General features: G+C 59.7%; 18 protein-coding genes. 13 read left to right on the top strand and 5 right to left on the bottom strand.

Going from position 1 to position 16,833, the window contains the following annotated elements:
* From ACTG4J_RS09395 to ACTG4J_RS09380, 4 genes are all read left to right on the top strand, one after another.
* The coding region (locus ACTG4J_RS09395) for an ABC transporter permease subunit (protein WP_439138979.1) at nt 1-298 on the top strand (298 nt) is incomplete at its 5' end.
* Nucleotides 295-2,328 carry a dipeptide ABC transporter ATP-binding protein gene (locus ACTG4J_RS09390; protein ID WP_439138978.1) on the top strand — a complete coding sequence of 678 codons (2,034 nt, stop codon included), beginning with the start codon at nt 295-297 and terminating at the stop codon, nt 2,326-2,328. The genes ACTG4J_RS09395 and ACTG4J_RS09390, both read left to right, overlap by 4 nt.
* 46 nt (nt 2,329-2,374) lie before the next feature.
* The gene (locus ACTG4J_RS09385) at nt 2,375-3,457 is read left to right on the top strand and encodes an Ldh family oxidoreductase (protein WP_439138977.1); all 1,083 of its coding nucleotides are present in this window, start codon (nt 2,375-2,377) and stop codon (nt 3,455-3,457) included.
* 597 nt (nt 3,458-4,054) lie between these two features.
* Nucleotides 4,055-4,963 (top strand): potassium channel family protein, encoded by a 909-nt coding sequence (locus tag ACTG4J_RS09380; RefSeq protein WP_439138975.1) that lies wholly within the window; start codon nt 4,055-4,057, stop codon nt 4,961-4,963.
* A 133-nt stretch (nt 4,964-5,096) separates the two neighbouring features.
* On the opposite strand, the gene ACTG4J_RS09375 is transcribed toward ACTG4J_RS09380, so the two are convergent.
* Complete coding sequence (locus ACTG4J_RS09375) at nt 5,097-5,222, bottom strand: hypothetical protein (RefSeq protein ID WP_439138974.1); 126 nt, start codon at nt 5,220-5,222, stop codon at nt 5,097-5,099.
* Nucleotides 5,223-5,388: 166 nt separating this feature from the next.
* Nucleotides 5,389-5,685, bottom strand: a complete 297-nt coding sequence (locus ACTG4J_RS09370; protein ID WP_439138972.1) for a hypothetical protein — start codon at nt 5,683-5,685, stop codon at nt 5,389-5,391.
* Between the two features lie 326 nt (nt 5,686-6,011).
* Between ACTG4J_RS09370 and ACTG4J_RS09365 the strand changes: the two genes are divergently transcribed.
* Nucleotides 6,012-6,383, top strand: coding sequence for a hypothetical protein (locus ACTG4J_RS09365; protein ID WP_439138971.1), 372 nt, complete (start codon nt 6,012-6,014; stop codon nt 6,381-6,383).
* A gap of 30 nt (nt 6,384-6,413) precedes the next feature.
* On the opposite strand, the gene ACTG4J_RS09360 is transcribed toward ACTG4J_RS09365, so the two are convergent.
* From ACTG4J_RS09360 to ACTG4J_RS09350, 3 genes are all read right to left on the bottom strand, one after another.
* Nucleotides 6,414-6,794, bottom strand: a complete 381-nt coding sequence (locus ACTG4J_RS09360; RefSeq protein ID WP_439138969.1) for a hypothetical protein — start codon at nt 6,792-6,794, stop codon at nt 6,414-6,416.
* A 138-nt stretch (nt 6,795-6,932) separates the two neighbouring features.
* Nucleotides 6,933-7,328 carry a flagellar export chaperone FliS gene (gene fliS / locus ACTG4J_RS09355; RefSeq protein WP_439138968.1) on the bottom strand — a complete coding sequence of 132 codons (396 nt, stop codon included), beginning with the start codon at nt 7,326-7,328 and terminating at the stop codon, nt 6,933-6,935.
* 59 nt (nt 7,329-7,387) lie between these two features.
* On the bottom strand, nt 7,388-7,783 hold the full coding sequence (locus ACTG4J_RS09350; RefSeq protein WP_439138966.1) for a hypothetical protein: 396 nt from the start codon (nt 7,781-7,783) through the stop codon (nt 7,388-7,390).
* A gap of 311 nt (nt 7,784-8,094) precedes the next feature.
* Here ACTG4J_RS09350 and ACTG4J_RS09345 point away from each other — a divergent pair, with 311 nt between their 5' ends.
* The 8 genes from ACTG4J_RS09345 to ACTG4J_RS09310 form a co-directional block, all read left to right on the top strand.
* A complete protein-coding gene (locus ACTG4J_RS09345) occupies nt 8,095-9,273 on the top strand; it encodes a sigma-54 interaction domain-containing protein (protein ID WP_439138964.1) in 1,179 nt (392 codons plus the stop codon).
* Nucleotides 9,270-9,584 (top strand): flagellar hook-basal body complex protein FliE, encoded by a 315-nt coding sequence (fliE, locus tag ACTG4J_RS09340; RefSeq protein ID WP_439138962.1) that lies wholly within the window; start codon nt 9,270-9,272, stop codon nt 9,582-9,584. The genes ACTG4J_RS09345 and fliE overlap by 4 nt, the downstream gene beginning before the upstream one ends.
* A 40-nt stretch (nt 9,585-9,624) precedes the next feature.
* Entirely contained in the window at nt 9,625-11,361 is a 1,737-nt protein-coding gene (gene fliF, locus ACTG4J_RS09335; RefSeq protein WP_439138960.1) for a flagellar basal-body MS-ring/collar protein FliF, read from the top strand.
* A 54-nt stretch (nt 11,362-11,415) separates the two neighbouring features.
* Complete coding sequence (fliG, locus tag ACTG4J_RS09330) at nt 11,416-12,456, top strand: flagellar motor switch protein FliG (protein WP_439138959.1); 1,041 nt, start codon at nt 11,416-11,418, stop codon at nt 12,454-12,456.
* A 3-nt stretch (nt 12,457-12,459) separates the two neighbouring features.
* Nucleotides 12,460-13,488 (top strand): FliH/SctL family protein, encoded by a 1,029-nt coding sequence (locus ACTG4J_RS09325; RefSeq protein WP_439138957.1) that lies wholly within the window; start codon nt 12,460-12,462, stop codon nt 13,486-13,488.
* Entirely contained in the window at nt 13,485-14,813 is a 1,329-nt protein-coding gene (locus ACTG4J_RS09320; protein WP_439138955.1) for a FliI/YscN family ATPase, read from the top strand. Before ACTG4J_RS09325 ends, ACTG4J_RS09320 begins: the two co-directional genes overlap by 4 nt.
* Before the next feature lie 37 nt (nt 14,814-14,850).
* On the top strand, nt 14,851-15,240 hold the full coding sequence (locus ACTG4J_RS09315) for a hypothetical protein (RefSeq protein WP_439138954.1): 390 nt from the start codon (nt 14,851-14,853) through the stop codon (nt 15,238-15,240).
* Between the two features lie 88 nt (nt 15,241-15,328).
* The coding region (locus tag ACTG4J_RS09310) for a hypothetical protein (RefSeq protein WP_439138952.1) at nt 15,329-16,833 on the top strand (1,505 nt) is incomplete at its 3' end.

The following is a 16,833-nucleotide window of genomic DNA, read 5'->3' as shown; positions in this document are numbered from 1 at the left end:
TATCTGGCAAGAATTGCTGCCCAATGTGCGCGATGCATTGCTTGTCGAAGGTGCCATGCGCTGGTCTTGGATGCTTTTGGCCTTTTCGTCTCTGTCTTTTCTGGGTTTTGGCGTATCGCCACCCACGCCTGATTGGGGGCTGATGATTGCAGATGCGCGCGGTTTCATGTCGTTTTCGCCTTGGGGTGTCATCGCACCAATGATCGGACTGTCGTCGCTGATTATCGGGATCAATTTGAGTGCCGATGCCCTCGCCAAGGCGCTTGGCATCGATCGCGCGCAGAAGGCTCCGGTATGACCTCAACATGCAAGTCAAACGGCCCGAGCATTGCGGTCGATGGGCTGAGCGTCGGCTTTCGTAGCCGTGCGGGCGCATGGCTGCCCGTGCTGCGCGATATTACGCTGTCAGTGGGGGCCGGTGAAAGCATTGGGTTGGTCGGTGAAAGTGGCTCGGGGAAAAGCACGCTTGCGCTGGCGATGATGGGCTACCTGAAGAAAGGCCTGAACGTTCTTGGGGGGCGCGTGGATTTTGCGGGTATTGATATGTTTGCGCAAGATCGCCGATCGCTTGAGAAAGTGCGCGGCGGGCGTTTGGCGCTGATCCCGCAGAATTCGGGCCAATCCCTGACGCCCAATCTGCGCGTCGGGGCCCAGATCAGCGAGGCGCTGCGTCTGCATAGCGCGCTTCCCGAGGCGCAGCATGCCGCGCGTGTTCTGGAGTTGCTCACGCAGGTGAGGTTGCCAGACCCCAGCAGCATCGCCCGCCGCTACCCGCACGAACTATCGGGTGGACAGCAACAGCGTGTCGCCATCGCGATGGCGCTGGCGGGCGAGCCTGAAGCGCTGTTACTCGATGAGCCCACAACCGGTCTCGATGTCACGACGCAAGCACATATCCTCGAGCTTTTGCGCGATCTGGCGCGAGAGACGGGCATGGCTATGGTCTATGTCAGTCACGATCTGGGCGCGATCGCGCGTGTTTGCGACCGCGTGGCGGTGATGTACGCCGGCGAAGTGGTATTGGAAGGGTCCGCTGCGCAGGTGTTGCGCGACCCCGGCCATCCCTATGCACGGGGGCTATTGGCCTCGATCCCGAAACTTTCGGATGCCTGCTTGCCGCGCGCGCTTGATGGACGGCCACCGCCGCCGGGCGGGGCAGGGGATGGCTGTGCCTTTGTGGCGCGCTGCGCGATCGCAACGGAGCGCTGCGTGGCTGAACGGCCCGAGCTGTCAACCTTGGACGATGGGGCAAAGACACGCTGTCACTTGCCACAACAGGTGCGTAGCATTCCGCTAAGCGGTGAGCGGAATGCACAACAGCGGCAACTTCCCGCCGAGCTATCTCTTTCATTGGGGGATCTTGCGATTTCCTATGCCCGTTCGGGGTTGCTTGAGCGGCTTACCGGCCGCGAACTTGCCAAAGTCGCCACTGTCGAGGGCATCGATATCGTTCTTCGGCAGGGCGAGACCTTGGGGCTGGTGGGAGAAAGCGGCTCGGGCAAATCGACGATCTTGAAGTCTATCGCCGGGCTCTTGCCGCCGCTGCACGGGCAGATCGCGCTCAGGGGGCAAGATCATTTGCCACCGCGTGTCGAGGATCGCAGCCCAAAGCATTTGCGAGATGTGCAACTGATCTTTCAAAATCCCGACGAAAGCTTGAACCCACGCCAAACCATCGCGCAAATTCTGGCCCAGCCGCTCAAGCTCTATTTCGGTCTTAGTGGCCAAGCACTGATTGCGCGCACAACGGCTCTCTTGGAACAGGTGCGGCTAGGTGCGCATTATCTTGACCGGCTTCCAAGCCAGCTTTCAGGCGGCGAGAAACAGCGTGTCGCGGTTGCCCGCGCTTTTGCGGCCCAGCCGGAGCTTGTGTTGTGCGACGAAATCACATCGGCCTTGGATGTATCCGTGCAGGCGGCGGTTCTTGAACTGCTCGATGATCTGCGGCGCGATAACGGAACAAGCTACATCTTCGTCAGTCACGATCTTGCCGTGGTCAAGGCGTTGTCGGATCGGGTTGCCGTGCTTTACCAGGGCCGCCTTTGCGAGATCGGCCCAACTGTCGATGTCTACGGTCCCACTGCCCACCCCTATACCGAGGTTTTGCTCGGCGCGGTGTTGGAACCAGACCCGGATTTTGTGCCATCGCTTTCAGCCAGCGATGTCGTCGAACTGAGCCCACCCGCCCGTGGCTGCCCGTTTCAGCGGCGCTGTCCCAAGCGCCTCGGCGCAATTTGTGACCAGACAGCGCCACCGCCCAAAACCTTTGCGGCAGGCCATACCATTTGGTGTCATCGCGACGATCTTGCGGCACCGCTGCTATCATGATCGCCCCCGCAGCCTCAAAACCCAGCATGCAAAGCGCCAAGGGAAAATGACCCCCGCTTTGCCCAATGCATCGAAGCTTGAACTGCGTGGTGGCCGTGTTGCTATCCCAAGCGCAACTGCAAAGCTGCGTATCACGGAGATCCTCGCGCCGCTCGGGGTGCCGGATGCCATTACCCAAGAGGTTGCAACGCATCTTGTTGATGCCTCTTTGTCGGGCGTCGAGAGCCACGGGATCGTGCGTGTTCTCCAATACGCAGCGCAATATCGCGCAGGCCATATTATCGCCGACGCAACGCCGGTCTTCCGGATCACTGCAACAGGCGCGCCGGAGGTCGATGGCCATGGTGCGATCGGCATTCCCGCCATGCGCCTTGCCTTTGACGAAGCCTGTCGCCTTGCTGCGCAGAGTGGGATCGCGGCGGTGGCGATCCGCAATGTGGGGCATACGGGGCGTCATGGATATTTCGCTGATCTGGCCGCGCAGAAGGGCTTTTTGACGATCCTGACGGGCGGCGGGAAGCGTGAGCAATGGCGACAGGTTGCGCCGCATGGCGGGGTCAAAGCGATGCTGCCGACCAATCCTTGGTGCGTCGGCATTCCCGGAGGCGAGCAAGGCCCCAATATCCTCGATTTTGCCACATCCAAGATCGCAGGCGGTTGGATACATGCGGCCCGTTCTGCGGGTGCGCTTTTGCCTGAGGGTTGTGTGATCGACCGTTTCGGAAATCCGACGCGCGACCCGGAGGATTATTTCAACGGCGGGGCAATTTTGCCAGCAGGCGGCCATAAGGGCTTTGCGCTGGCATTGATGGCTGAGTTGATTGGCGAGGCGATGCTGGGGCCGGTCACGGTTGAGTGCAACTGGCTTTTGATCTGCATCGATACCGCGCGGTTCCGGCCCGCTGGACCGATGCAAGCCGCTGCCGAAGCGATCTTGGCAGAGCTGCGCGCTTGTCCACCTGCGCCGGGCTTTACCTCGGTCGAGATCCCCGGTGAACGGGAACGCAACCATCATCAAGCTGCACAGGAATTGATCCATGTGCCCGAGGAAACATGGGCCCAGATCGTGGCACTGGCGGCGCAATCGGCCGCACCGCCTGACGGTGAAGCCTTTGGCCCAATGCCATAAATCCTGCGCTCAGCCGCGGTGGCTATTTCACTTGGTCTCGACTGCACAGGGCTGCTTCAATCGCTGAGGATCTGTCACTCACCGCAATGAAAGATGGCACCCGTGAAGAATATGCGCGTTTGGCGCGATTGCGGAAACCTTTTCTCACCCTTACGGCGGCTCGTATCTTGGACGTATTGCGCCGCGCGGGCGAGGTCACGCTGAAGGGTTGAAAGATTTTGCGGCTGACAGATGTGCCGCAATCTGCGACGCGGGCGCTGCGCGATACTTTTACATGCTAAAATTCCGGGACGCGTCACGCGCGGCCTTCTGAAAGGCGCCGGCAACGTGCTCACTGACGGATCACTTAACGAAATCCCCATCCTAATCTTAAGAAATTTTCGCATCGGGTCTTGTGGCGTTGAAAAATCTTCCGTTTTACAGGACGTCAATCGGCAAGATATCGGAAACATTTTGGATCACAGACCCGCCGCTGCGCTACAGCTTTAGCAGTTTGCATAATGGACGAACGCGTCTTGACTCATCAAACACAACGATCTCCTGATAAGATGACAAACAGCGTTATGCTGTGCCGACATGCTTAAGGGACGCCGGAAAATGTCATCGCTACGCAGTCGTGTCCATCAAATTTTGGATGGTGATCCCCTTACGGCATCGCCTATTGGTCGCGCAGTCAATGCGGTCATCATTTCAATGATTGTCGTCAGCGTCGCTGTGATCATCATCGAATCTTACCAGCCGATTTATGACGCCGAAAAAGAGCTTTTCATCCTATTTGAAAGGATTAGCGTCGCCTTTTTTACGCTCGAATTCATTATCCGTATGTGGGCGAGTGGTGCATCCTACAGCGAGGATGATGGCGGGCCGCGACGAGGCCGCATTGAGTATTTGACAAGTTTTCACGGGGTGATCGACTTGTTGGCCATCATGCCATTCTACCTGCAAAGCCTTTTCCCCGGCGCCGATCTTCGAATCCTCAGGTTGCTGCGTTTGCTGCGATTGTTGAAGCTTTCTCGGTACAACTCGGCCCTTGAGGATCTTATTCGTGCTATTTTGGATGAAAGGCGCGCTTTCGTTGCGACATTGTATATCCTTTGTATCGCGATCGTCCTGAGTTCTGCGCTTATGTATTATGCTGAAGGCGCCGCTCAGCCCGAGAAATTGGCCTCAATCCCGCATGCAATGTACTGGTCATTGATCACGCTGACGACGGTTGGATATGGCGATATCTCTCCGGTCACGCCAATCGGCAAATTCATATCATCGGTAACTGCGCTACTTGGTGTTTCGACCGTTGCCATGTTTGCAGGCATCATTTCTTCCTCTTTCTCTCAGCGGGTGGCGCGTCGGCGCATGATCTTCGAGCAAGAACTTGAGCATGCCTATGAAGATGGGGTTCTTACCCAGGAAGAAGATGCTTTGCTGAAAGAGCTGATAAACCGCTTTGATTTGTCAGAGGAGGAAGTGGCGAATATGAAAAGCCGGGTGTTACAAAAACGTGGTTAACGGTGGTGTACTCGATTTCGTTTTTGGCCATCAGTCCAGCAGTCGTGGTGTTCGAAGCTGTCAGAAAGGTCACAATACTCCGTGACTGACACCCGTCGTTCCGGGTCGGGACGACGTAATCGGCTTTTCGCGCTCAGGCGATTTCATCCGTGATATGATCGGGGTTTTCTTGTTTCTGTGCGTTCTCGCGTCGCCATGCGATCCAGCGCGCAATGAAGGCGATCATGCCGATGCCGACGAGGCCAAGAGAGATCGTCATCGGGGTCAGTTTTGCGATCGGTGCAGCCTTTTCGCCAAATATCGGCAAAGCGATGATCAAAAGGCCCGCGATCGCGAGGAAAGCGCGAATACGCGAACAGCTTTGGCAAGGCGCTGTCGGTGTTTTGGGGCTGGAACGTCGGAAAAACATGGGTGCTCCGATGTCGTCAAAGGGTTGTCTGGGTCTTGTGATAACGTCGGCGGGCCTGCAAGGTGATCTTGCCGCGTGCCCGGGCTTGTTGCATCGCGCTTTCGATGGCGCTTACGAAGCCCTTGTTATCACTGGCCGCTTCTTCAAGGGCGGAGATGAGGTCGGCACCGCGCCCGCTTGCTGACTGGGGGAGTGCGTCGAGAAATTGACGGCGCTTCTCGCCCAGAACGACCATATCCTCGAGGTCGCCCGCCGTCGCCGCCTCGCGGATGCGGCGGTTGAAATCACACAGGCTTTGAGCGTCTTTCGTCATGCATGCGATCCTGTCATCGCCATATTTTTCTGATCGATTGAATTTCGTGCCGTGCCCATCTTGGCAAGATAACGGAACTTATCAAATCGTGTTGAACGAACTGAAGCAGCGCTTTCGGTAAAAGAGTTGAACATGTATAAATTACTTCCATCATACATCTTTAGGTCAAATATGACGATCATGGAAAGCGACCAATCCTTTGCGCGTCATCAATCAACCCCTTGAGCGGGTTTCGCGACGCTTCCGTCGGCTTTGAACCCTTGGAATAATCGCCTTTTAGGTGTTATCCTGCCTTCAGACATAATCTTTGCCCAAGGCCTACGCCCTTGCTGGATCCGAACCTGCCATTGCCCATGACCGCAATACGCCCCAACCATGTGGGGCTGGGCGCGGTACAGGCATCTTCACAGGCTGGTTATGCAAGGATCATGCCGGATTTGCGCCAAACGCTTGAGGGCGTCATGCCGCCGCAAGCTTTTGATCGCAGCAAGCGATCTGAGCATAATCGGGCCGAGGTCACGATCTTTCATCCATCGCTTGGTCCGTCCACCGAAATTACGGAAAATGCTCTGATGGCGCGTGCGCTTTTGTCGCCCACCTATATGCATGACAGCGCGGCCACACGCATGGCGCGCGTATCGACGATGCCAAATAGGGAACTTCCGCGCTTTGGCGGCGTTGTTGACGTTTGGGCCTAGGCGTTACCGCATATCTTGGTGCGGTCAGCTTTAATCGTCGAAACTATCCAACAGGCTGATTTCAACATCCGGCAGTTCGGTGATCCATTCGCCGTTCTCGATCTGTTTCCATGTCCAAGACATGGGCGCGGCCATCGTTGGCTTCGATCGGAGCAAGAAAAAGAACGGTCTGAACCCTTTGACTATCTGGTCGATGTTGTATTCTTCGGTCCGGGTTCCATCCAATGCAGAGGAAAACAGCCCCTTGATCCGGCGCGGCTCGCCGTTTTCCGCGCGGGTGATGCGATGATACGCGTATGAGCCAAGAACAGCGTCTGCATTATCCGCCTCTGCCTCTGCCAACACCCGCAGAAAGCCTTCTGCGCTTTGCTCGATCAGATCTGGACCAATCTCCAGATATCGCTCGGACAAGATACTGGCGTATTTCTTGGCGAACAGGTCAAGCCCAAAAGGGGAGGCCAGATAGCGCTGTGCAACAAGCGCTATGGTCGCCGACAAGAGCCATTCCGGGCAGTATTTCGACATTCAAATACCCACATTGAACTGAGTTCAGGTAGACTTGCCACCAGCGCCTTGGCCAATCCCCTCCCATGCTTGGATGATTTCGTCAAGCAAGACGATGCAATTTGCAAGGCTATGATCCGGGTTGCGGGCGAAGGCTTTCAACAGCTGTTGGCGACAGTATTCGTACAATCGGAAGAGATTCTCAGCGATTTCGCCGCCTCGCGCGAAGTCGAGGCTGGTTTGCAGGATATAAATGGCCGTAAAGGCATTGGTGAACTGCGTGCGCAGCTTTGCGGGCCGGCTCTCCTGATCTGTGATTTTTCGCAGGTTTTTGTTCAACTCCTGCATCACCAGCAAGATGGTCGTGTGGGGATCTGAAATGTCGCTCACCTGAACCTTGTGATCCTGGATATATGTCGAGCGGGCGAGGATGAGGTTCATATTCTTTACCACTGTTTGCTTTCTCTTCAGTGTCTTAAACGGTCAATTTGCAGATTTGTTTAGTTCCCGAATTGCTCGCGTAGGGTGCGGGTGATCATGTTCTGGCGCTCGCTCGAGGTGCAGTCGGCCACCAGCGCAACGTTCCGCGACGCTTTTTCGTCATAGCCGACATAGCGGACCGCAGCATAGGCAGGGTCGATGGCCAGCCGGATGATCTCGCCGCGCTCGAGGCGCATATTCGCCACGCCGTTGCTGAAGCGCGCGGTGCGCCCGCTTTCGGGCGCATAGGCGATGAAATAGATGTCTTCGACAGGGCAAGAATTGCTCAGCGTGACGCTGACATCGATCAGTCTGGCTGTTCCGCTGCGGTCGAACAGCCCCATCCATGTCATGACCCCCCCCGCAGCACCGAGGATCGTCACCAAGATAATCGCGCCGATCAGGTTGGGGTTCATGTGCTGCTCCTGTGTCTTGTGGTCGTCAAATCTGCAAGACGCGTGCCGAACCGGGCCGCCGGGCCGCGATGTGTCAGTTTTCGGTCCAAGGTTAGGCCAAACCAATCGCAAGCGGGTGCCAATTTTCCGACAGGGCCGTTTTCTGGAGGGTGCCGCGATATGTGGCGAGGATAAATGGCTTCCAAAAAATTAATAAATAACAATGTTTTGTAGGAATTTTTTGGAAAGTTTCCAACAGCTGCGCCCTGTTTGGCGCGCTTCTTGCCTCTTCCTTGCCAAGCGCGAGTTCGCAAACGCGGAAGGGGACAGGGGTGACCAGAATTATCTTGGACCAAACGGATTTCGTGGGTGCGCAAGCCCTTGCGGAACTGATCCGTCGGCGGGGCATCGCGGTGCAGCTTGTTCAAGGTTGGCCCTCCGAGCCCGCCGAGAAGTCGCCGATCATCGTGATGTCCGCCGCTGCCGAAGCTGGCTTGGGTGGATCGCAGAAAATGCTTGAGCGGGCCCGCGGCCTGCGCCCGATGCGTGTCGTCGTGATCGACGAGGCCGCCGAGGCCTTCACGATCCGCGAGGAGTTGGAGGGCAAGCTACAGCGCCTCGCCTTGCGCGAAAACGAAGCGCAGGGCGCGTATGGACAAGCGATTGCCGCGGAAATCCTGTGCTTTGGTTTGTCTTCGATGATCGCGGCCGATCCGGCAAGCATGCAGCTGACAGCGGTGGCAAGCCGTGTCGCGCAGGCGGATGTGACGGTATTGATCAATGGGCCGACCGGCACCGGAAAAGAGGTCATGGCGCGTTTCATCCATGCCCGCTCGCCGCGTGCGGACAAGCCCTTTGTCGCGATCAATTGCGCGGCGATCCCCGAGAACATGCTCGAAGCGATGATGTTCGGCCATGAGAAGGGCGCGTTCACCGGTGCATCGGTGGCCAACAAGGGTCTGTTCCGCGCGGCCGATGGCGGGACGCTTTTGCTGGACGAAATCTCGGAGATGCCGATCGGGCTGCAATCGAAGCTGCTGCGCGTCTTGCAAGAACGCTGCGTGACGCCGCTGGGCGTGCAAAAAGAGGTCGCCGTCGATGTGCGCGTGATCGCGACGACCAACCGTGACATGGCCGAGGAAGTCCGCCGCAACAGCTTTCGCGAAGATCTGTTCTACCGGCTGAATGTCTTTCCGCTGGAAACCCTGCCGTTGCGCGATCGGCCCCAGGATATCTTGCCGCTTGCGGTCGGGCTTTTGCGCCGACATGCCGAAGCGGGCGCATCCATTCCATGGATGACGCAAGAGGCCGTCGATGTGCTGGAACGCCATGACTGGCCGGGAAATGTGCGCGAACTGGAAAACGTCATCCAGCGGGGTTTGGTGTTGCATGCGAATGGCTGCATCACCCCGGCCGACATCATCCTCGATACCGGCCGCTCGCTTCAGATGCGCCCTGACTGGCTGGCGCGCCATACCCTGTCGGCAAGCGGCAAGGAGAAGGTGGCATGACCAATATCGGCGGGCTCAAGTATCAGGTCGATCAGACCCATCTGCGGTCTTTGGCCAAATCGCAGGAGGCGCTCGCGCCGAAGGCATCCGGTCCGGAATTCTCGCAAAGGCTGGCCGACGGGCTGAAATCCGTGGCTTCGGCACAAAACGACGCATCCGCGCTGGCAAAGTCTTTCGAAGCGGGCACCGAGCAGAACCTCGCGAAGGTCATGATCGCCCAACAGGTCTCGTCGCTTGGCTTCCAGCTGACCCTCAACGTCCGGAACAAGGCGCTGAGTGCCTACAAAGACATCATGAACATGCCCGTTTGACGCATAGCGGCACAGGCGACCATCAGGAACGGTATTGAGCATGGCAGAGACAACAACACGCACCCAGATGACCCAAGATGCCGCCCTGCGTGGCTCTGCATTGGTGCCGTCGGGCGGCAATATGCTGGCAAGCTTGCGCAGCGTCACGGCGCAGCCGAGTTTTCAGCGCGCCTTGCCCACGATCATCGCGGCGCTTGCGGTGGTGCTGGGTTTGGCAGCCTATCTTTACATGCGTGAACCCGCGCGCACGACGCTTTATGCTTCGTTGTCCGAGGCGGACAAGGCCAATGTCGTGGATGCGCTGACCAATGCCGGCATCGGTGTCAGCCTCGATCCGGCAACCGGCGATGTGCTGGTACCGGTCGGCGATTACCACCGCTCGCGGATGAGCCTTGCGGCCCAGGGCTTGCCCAGCTCGGCGCCCGAAGGCTATGCCGCGCTCAATGACATCCCGATGGGCGTGTCGCGCTCGGTTGAAATGGTGCGCCTCAAGCAAGCGCAAGAGGTCGAACTTGCCCGCTCGATCAACGAAATCTCGGCTGTTCAGTCGGCGCGGGTGCATCTTGCGTTACCCGAACGCTCGGCCTTCGTGCGCCACCAAGAACCGCCGACCGCTTCGGTCTTTTTGCAGCTGGCCTCTGGCCGCAGGCTGGATGAGGGTCAGGTCGAGGCGATCGTGAACCTTGTCTCGACCTCGGTGGCCGGCATGGCGCGCGAGAATGTGACCGTCATCGACCAGTCGGGGCGGCTCTTGTCGAAATCGCTCGATGATCCGGCGTCGATCTTGTCGGATACCAACCTGCAACACCGGATGCGGCTGGAAGGTATCTATCGCTCACGGATCGAGTCGCTTGTTACCCCGATCGTCGGCCCCGGCAATGTGAATGCACAGGTCAATATCGAGATCGATTTCACCCGGAGCGAAGTCACCGAAGAGCGCGTCGACCCCGAGGGGACAGCGCTGCGCAGCGAGCAAAACACCCTCGATGTCGGCGCCAATAGCGAGGCGCGTGGCGTGCCCGGTGCCACCTCGAACACTGCACCGACCGAAGGCGAGATCACCGATGGCTTGGCGGCCGCCGCGGGCGGATCGTCCCAGACCGAAAACCGTTCCAGCAGCGAGTTGCGGAATTACGAGGTCAGCCGCAGGGTCTCGACCACAATGGCGCCTTCGAACCGGATCATTAAGATCGACGCGGCCTTGCTGTTGCGCACCCAGATGGTGATCGACGCCGAAACCGGGCTCGAGCGGCCGGAAAACATGTCGCCCGAGGCCATGGCCGATATCGAACGGCTGGTCAGCAGTGCCATTGGCTTGAACCCCGCGCGCGGCGATACGCTGACCGTCACCGCCAAGCCCTTTGTCTCGACCCTCGAAGGTGTTTCGGTCTCGTGGTTCCAGACCGACTGGATCGAGCAGCTTGCCAAGCAGTTCGTGACCGTCATGTTGCTTGCCGTCATTACACTTGGGGTTATCCGCCCGCTTCTCAACCGTGTGCTTGTGCCTTCTGGTGGTGGCGCGATGGGGAATGGCGGCTTGACCGAGGAAGAGGCCGAGGCGTTGGAATCGGTCGAGGTCGGCGACGGCGAAACGCTGGAAGACATCAAGGCCAAGCTCAAACCGAAGAAGTCCAATATCTCTTTGGAGATGCTCGATACCGCGAATACCTACGACGACAAAGTCGCCATCATTCGTATGATCGTCGGCGACGAGGCCGGCCGCGTGTCGAACGTGTTCAAGCAGATGATGAAGAAGGAATTGGATCAAAAGGCCTGATCGCCCAAGCCGGGGCCTGCCTGCCGATCCATTGACATCAGGGGAACGAACCAAATGCCCGAAGCCGCCACACCCGCCGAAGAAGAGGATCGTCTTTTCGATACCCTGACGGGTACGCAGAAATCGGCGATCTTGATGATGCTCTTGGGCGAAGACGAGGCCGCCGAGATCCTCAAGAACCTTTCTCCGCGTGAGTTGCAGCACCTAGGGGCGGCGATGTACTCGGTGCAAGGCGTCGATCAAGAGACGGTCAACTTCGTGCTCGACGAGTTTCTGGCCATCATCAAGCAACAGACAAGCATCGGTCTGGGCGCGGGCAACTACATTCGCAACGTGCTGACCAAGGCGCTGGGCGGGGACAAGGCGCAGTCGGTGCTCAGCCGCATTACCCCCGCCTCGTCCGAGCGGCCGATCGATATTCTCGACTGGATGGATGCGCGCGCCATTGCCGAATTGATCATGGATGAACATCCGCAGATCGTCGCGCTGATCATCTCTTATCTCGATTACGGTCTGGCCGCCGATGTTCTGGGGCTTTTGCCCCATGATCTGCAGCCCGAGGTCGTCGGCCGGATCGCCACGCTCGAAACCGTGCAGCCCGATGCCGTGCGCGAGCTTGAGCGGGTGATGCAGCTCAAGTTCAAGGCCAACACCACCCTGCGCGCTTCGCAAATCGGCGGCGTCAAGGCGGCGGCCAAGATCATGAACTTCACCAAGACCGCGATGGAACAGCGGATCATGAAAGAGATCAAGAAGGCCGACAAGAACCTGATGACAGCCATTCAGGACAACATGTTCGTCTTTGACAACCTTGTGATGTCCGATGAGCGCTCGCTTCAGACCTTGTTGCGCTCGGTCGATACCGATGTGCTGGTGCTGGCCCTCAAAGGCGCAGACGAGTTGCTACGCGAAAAGCTGTTTGGATGCATGTCCACCCGTGCGGCTGCCAATATCAAGGATGAAATGGAAGCGCTCGGCCCTGTCCGTCTCACCGAGGTGCAAGAGGCGCAAAAGCAGATCATCGATGTCGCGCGCAAGATGTCGGATGATGGTTCGATCGTTTTGGCCGGGCGCGGCGGCGACGAGATGGTCTAAGCCATGAACCCGAGCCCAACCAGCCCCGAGGCTACCCTGTCAGACACGGCGCCTCTCGACGAGACCGAGATCACGCGGCTGATCGCGGCGGCGCGTACCGAGACCTATCGCCCCTCGCAGGCGGTGCCGCAGGGCAAGACCGATGCCTTTCGTCCGAAAAGCCTGTTGGAGCTTGCCCAAAAGCAGCGCGAAGCCGACAAGGCGGCAGCGCGCGCAGATGTGCCTATGCCCGATGCGCCGAATAATTCCGTCAAGGCACCCGCGCATCCCGCCGAGGATGACGACGGCACATATCAGGCCGTGCTACCCGAAGATGAGGGCGATTTCGCCGTGCAAGCGCGCAATACGCCTGCCGGAACGCGTCAATTGCCTTCCGGCACAGCCGAGGGTCTGATGGCTGATGATGGTGACGATGAAGATGGCATGGTATGGGCCGATCAAGACGCCACTGGGCAGGAGTTCGCGGCGCTATCAACGACGGATGAGCCTGCGATCGCGGCCGATACCGGCCCCTCGATCGATCCGGGCACACTCGAGCAGGTCCGCGCCGAAGCTTTTTCAGCTGGCCGTGCCGAGGCCGAAGCAGAGCTGCGCGACGGTTTGAGCATGGCGACCCAAGTGCTCGAGGCGGTCGCGCAGGCGCTTTCGCATCCCGCGGCCGATGCATTGGCGGGCTTGCGCGCCGATATCGCCGAGGCTGTCTTGCGGCTTGCCTCGGAACGCGCTGGCCTTGAGATCGACACGATGCCCGACGCATTCCTTGAACGGATCGAGGCATTGGCCGACCGTATCCATGCCCAAGCAAGCCAGCCGATCTTGCGTCTGCATCCCGATGACCTGGCCGCGATCGAGGCCTTGATCGCGAGCTCCGATAGCCTTGCTTCCATGCGCATCGTCACCTCGGTCGAGTTGTCGCGCGGGGATGTCGATCTCGTGGTCGACGGCTTGCGACTTTCGGATCGCATTCTTGGCCAACCTGCTGCGCGCAAAAAAGCGCGCTCCGCCGCCAAGCCAAAGGCGGACGAGGCATGAACACCATCCTCGAGAAGGTAAGCGCCGATCTTGCCGCGCTGCCCGGCCAGCGCCGCCTTATGGCCTCTGGCCGCGTGACGCGCTTCGACGGTCAGATCCTTGAATGTGACGGGTTTCCCGTTCTGGTTGGCGCTGTCTGTCAGGTCGAGACCACCGGCCATGAAGTCGCCCAGGCCGAGGTCATCGGCCTGCGAGATGGGCGGAACCTTTTGTTCCTTTACGATCTTGATGCCCGCGTCGAGATCGGGGCGCGGGTGACGGCGATCGAGGTCGACAACCGGATCAAGGTCGGCCCCGAACTGCTGGGCCGCGTGATCGATGCGCAGGGCAATCCGCTCGACACGCTGGGACCGCTCGTTCTGGATGATAGCTGGCCCCTGATGGGCCGGCCCCTGAACCCGCTTGCGCGTAAACCCGTGGCCCAACCCCTCGATGTGGGCGTGCGGGTGGTCAATGCGCTTTTGTCGGTCGGGCGTGGCCAGCGTCTGGGGATCATCGCGGGCTCGGGTGTCGGCAAATCGGTTTTGCTGTCGATGATGACCCGCTTTTCCGAGGCCGAAGTGATCGTCATGGCGCTCATCGGCGAGCGCGGTCGCGAAGTGGGTGCCATGGTCGAACAGGTGATGGGCGGCGATGCGCGCCGCAAGGTCGTCGTCGTGGCCGTGCCTGCCGACCGTTCGGCGTTGCTCCGTATCAGGGGCGCGCATCGTGCCACCGCCATTGCCGAGTATTTCCGCGCGCAGGGCAAAGAGGTCTTGTTGATCATGGACAGCCTGACGCGCGTGGCCCATGCCCGCCGCGAGGTCGGTCTTGCCTTGGGTGAACAGCCAACGGTCAAGGGCTATCCGCCGTCGGTCGTGTCGCTGATCCCCGCCTTGGTCGAACGCTCCGGTACCGGGGCCGAGGGCGAGGGCGCGATTACCGCCTTCTACACCGTTCTTGCCGATGGCGATGACACCACAAATGACCCCGTGGTCGATACCGCGCGCGCCATTCTTGACGGCCATATCGTTCTTTCGCGCCGCCAGACCCAGCTGGGCATTTACCCGGCGGTCGATATCACGGCTTCGGTCAGCCGGGTGATGTCCGACATCACCCCCCCGCGCCAACAGGCCGCCGCCATGCGGTTCCGCAGGCTCGTGTCGCTTTATCTCGAAAATCGCGACCTTATGCTGATGGGTGGCTACCAATCGGGCCAAGACCCGGATTTGGATCTCGCCGTGTCGCTTTGGCCCAATCTCACGGGTTTCATCAAACAGGCCCCGAACGAGCCGGCGCGCTTTGCCGACAGCCAGAAGAGCTTGATTGCGATGATGGGGGAATGATCGTGCCATGTCGCGTTCCGAGCGCCTGATCAGCTTGATGAAACTGCGCGAGGCGCTGCGGGCGCGACGTCAGGCAAGGGCCGTTGGCGAATTGTCCGGCGAGATCGGACGTGCGCAGGCGGTACAGGAGAAATTGACCGGGCTCATCGCGGTCAACACGCCACTTGATGAGCCGATGGCGCCCTCTGCATTGCGCTCTCGGGCGTGGTATGGGCGTCAGATGCAAGAACAACTCGAACTGCTCGACAACCGCAGCGCCTTTTTGACGACCGAATTGGTGCAGGCGCGCGCGGCGCTCATGCGCCATAAGAACCGTGAAACCATCCTGGAAGAACGTCGCGTCATGGCGCGGCGAAGTGAAATCGAAAGCCGCGAAAACCGTGCTGAAGGCCAGATGCCCCCGCGTGGGGCAAAGCCGAAAAACTAGGGCCAAGCCCATGTCGCTTGGCATTTTTCTTGCAAGTCAGCGTTTTGATGTGGGTCTGTATGACCTGTTTTGATCAACCTGGGTAGGCATGACCATGAAAGCGATCGCCAATTCGATAGAGCCAAAGGGCGTCGAGCCCGGTCTCTTTGCGCGCGCGGTCAGACCGGTTGCGGGCTTCGGGTTCGAACAGCTTTTCACCATGACCAATACCGTGGTGTCCGAGGAAGAAGTCGCGATCGATGGCGCTTTGTCCCCTGACTTGCCCGCCAGCTTGCCCCCCGCCTTACCCGAAGGTTCAGCGGCAGAACTGGTTGCCGACGAGCATGCGTTGTCGGCCATGGCGCCGGTCCCGATCGCAGCGGCGCATTCTACCTTTAGGGTTGGTGCCTTTGCCGCGCATCCGGGCGAAGTGCCTTCAGATACGGCGGGCGCTACCCAGCCGATGCCCTTGGCGCCCCCGACCACGCTTGAGGGTTTCACGATCAGCGATGCCTTGGTGCTTGACCCCGCGCTTGGCGTAATTGCGCTGCAGGCAGGCAGGGCCGTGACGGATGCCGGGCTGGCCGCGCCAACCACCAAACGGAACTTGGTGCAAGAAGGTACGGCAGGGCTAGCCAAGCCCATCGAAACGGCGCTCACCACAGCAACAGCAACAGCAACAGCAACAGCAACAGCAGCAGCAGCAGCAGCAGCAATTACGTCACCTGTTGCGCTTGGTGCAGCCACGCACCCGGTCACGGATAACGCCATCGCGCCACCCCAAAACGACCTTGTGGCTGGGGCGGCGCCACAGCTTGCGCCAGAGACAGCGGAGGCGCGCCCTGCCGCATCCGCGCCCGACCAGCCACAAGATGAGGCCAGCGCCTTGTTGCCATTGGCGCTTTTGCCCAAGGCCGCCTTGCTGATGGATGAGGTGCAAGCCACGCAATTGCCCAGTGGTGAAGCGGCGGCGCATGACGACACAGCCCCGAACGGCGACGCGCTGCTGCCACGGATTGCGCCCACACCACTTATCGATGCGCCCCAGCCAAACGGCGTCCTGCCTGATGCCGGGCATGAAAATCCGTCACCCACGCTTATGGCGAAATCGCCCGTCACACCCTTGCTTGCATCATCTGAAAAGGGCGTACTGCCGCCTGAACCCGATCCGGTCACCCTGGCGACGCATGCCACCAAGTCCGCGCAGATGGCGATGCCGTCCGTGGCGATGCAACTGGCCAAGACAAGCCCCCGTGACGGCCAGCCTGTCGTGCAAACCCTGCCCAAATCGACGCTGGACCCTGCCGCGCGCACCGAGGCCCAACTGGCCCCTGCCGCGTCACCGGAGGCCGAGGTGCCTTCGGCCAGCAGCGCGACATCGCGCGCGCCGGTCGTGGCGGCCGCGCAATCCCCCATCACGACGCAACTGGCCAAGATCAGCGCACGCGACGGCCAGCCGTCGGCGCAAACTGCGCCCAAATCCCTGCTGGACAAGGCCAATCCTGTCGATCCGGCACAAGCCGCCCCCCCACAGGCCGCCCCCCCACAGGCCGAAGCACCATTGGCTCAAAGCACGACATCGCGGGCGCCCGTCATGACCTCGGCCCCACCGCC

Source organism: Roseicyclus sp. (genome assembly GCF_965662675.1).
Lineage (GTDB): Bacteria > Pseudomonadota > Alphaproteobacteria > Rhodobacterales > Rhodobacteraceae > Roseicyclus.
This window is presented reverse-complemented; position numbering and strand designations above follow the sequence as displayed.

Bases quoted from the DNA above. Each gene is read 5' to 3' on its own strand.
- ACTG4J_RS09390 (WP_439138978.1), top strand. From the start codon at position 295: ATGACCTCAACATGCAAGTCAAACGGCCCGAGCATTGCGGTCGATGGG.
- ACTG4J_RS09385 (WP_439138977.1), top strand. From the start codon at position 2,375: ATGACCCCCGCTTTGCCCAATGCATCGAAGCTTGAACTGCGTGGTGGC.
- ACTG4J_RS09380 (WP_439138975.1), top strand. From the start codon at position 4,055: ATGTCATCGCTACGCAGTCGTGTCCATCAAATTTTGGATGGTGATCCC.
- ACTG4J_RS09375 (WP_439138974.1), bottom strand. From the start codon at position 5,222: ATGACGATCTCTCTTGGCCTCGTCGGCATCGGCATGATCGCCTTCATT.
- ACTG4J_RS09370 (WP_439138972.1), bottom strand. From the start codon at position 5,685: ATGACGAAAGACGCTCAAAGCCTGTGTGATTTCAACCGCCGCATCCGC.
- fliS (WP_439138968.1), bottom strand. From the start codon at position 7,328: ATGAACCTCATCCTCGCCCGCTCGACATATATCCAGGATCACAAGGTT.
- ACTG4J_RS09350 (WP_439138966.1), bottom strand. From the start codon at position 7,783: ATGAACCCCAACCTGATCGGCGCGATTATCTTGGTGACGATCCTCGGT.
- fliE (WP_439138962.1), top strand. From the start codon at position 9,270: ATGACCAATATCGGCGGGCTCAAGTATCAGGTCGATCAGACCCATCTG.
- fliF (WP_439138960.1), top strand. From the start codon at position 9,625: ATGGCAGAGACAACAACACGCACCCAGATGACCCAAGATGCCGCCCTG.
- fliG (WP_439138959.1), top strand. From the start codon at position 11,416: ATGCCCGAAGCCGCCACACCCGCCGAAGAAGAGGATCGTCTTTTCGAT.
- ACTG4J_RS09325 (WP_439138957.1), top strand. From the start codon at position 12,460: ATGAACCCGAGCCCAACCAGCCCCGAGGCTACCCTGTCAGACACGGCG.
- ACTG4J_RS09320 (WP_439138955.1), top strand. From the start codon at position 13,485: ATGAACACCATCCTCGAGAAGGTAAGCGCCGATCTTGCCGCGCTGCCC.
- ACTG4J_RS09315 (WP_439138954.1), top strand. From the start codon at position 14,851: ATGAAACTGCGCGAGGCGCTGCGGGCGCGACGTCAGGCAAGGGCCGTT.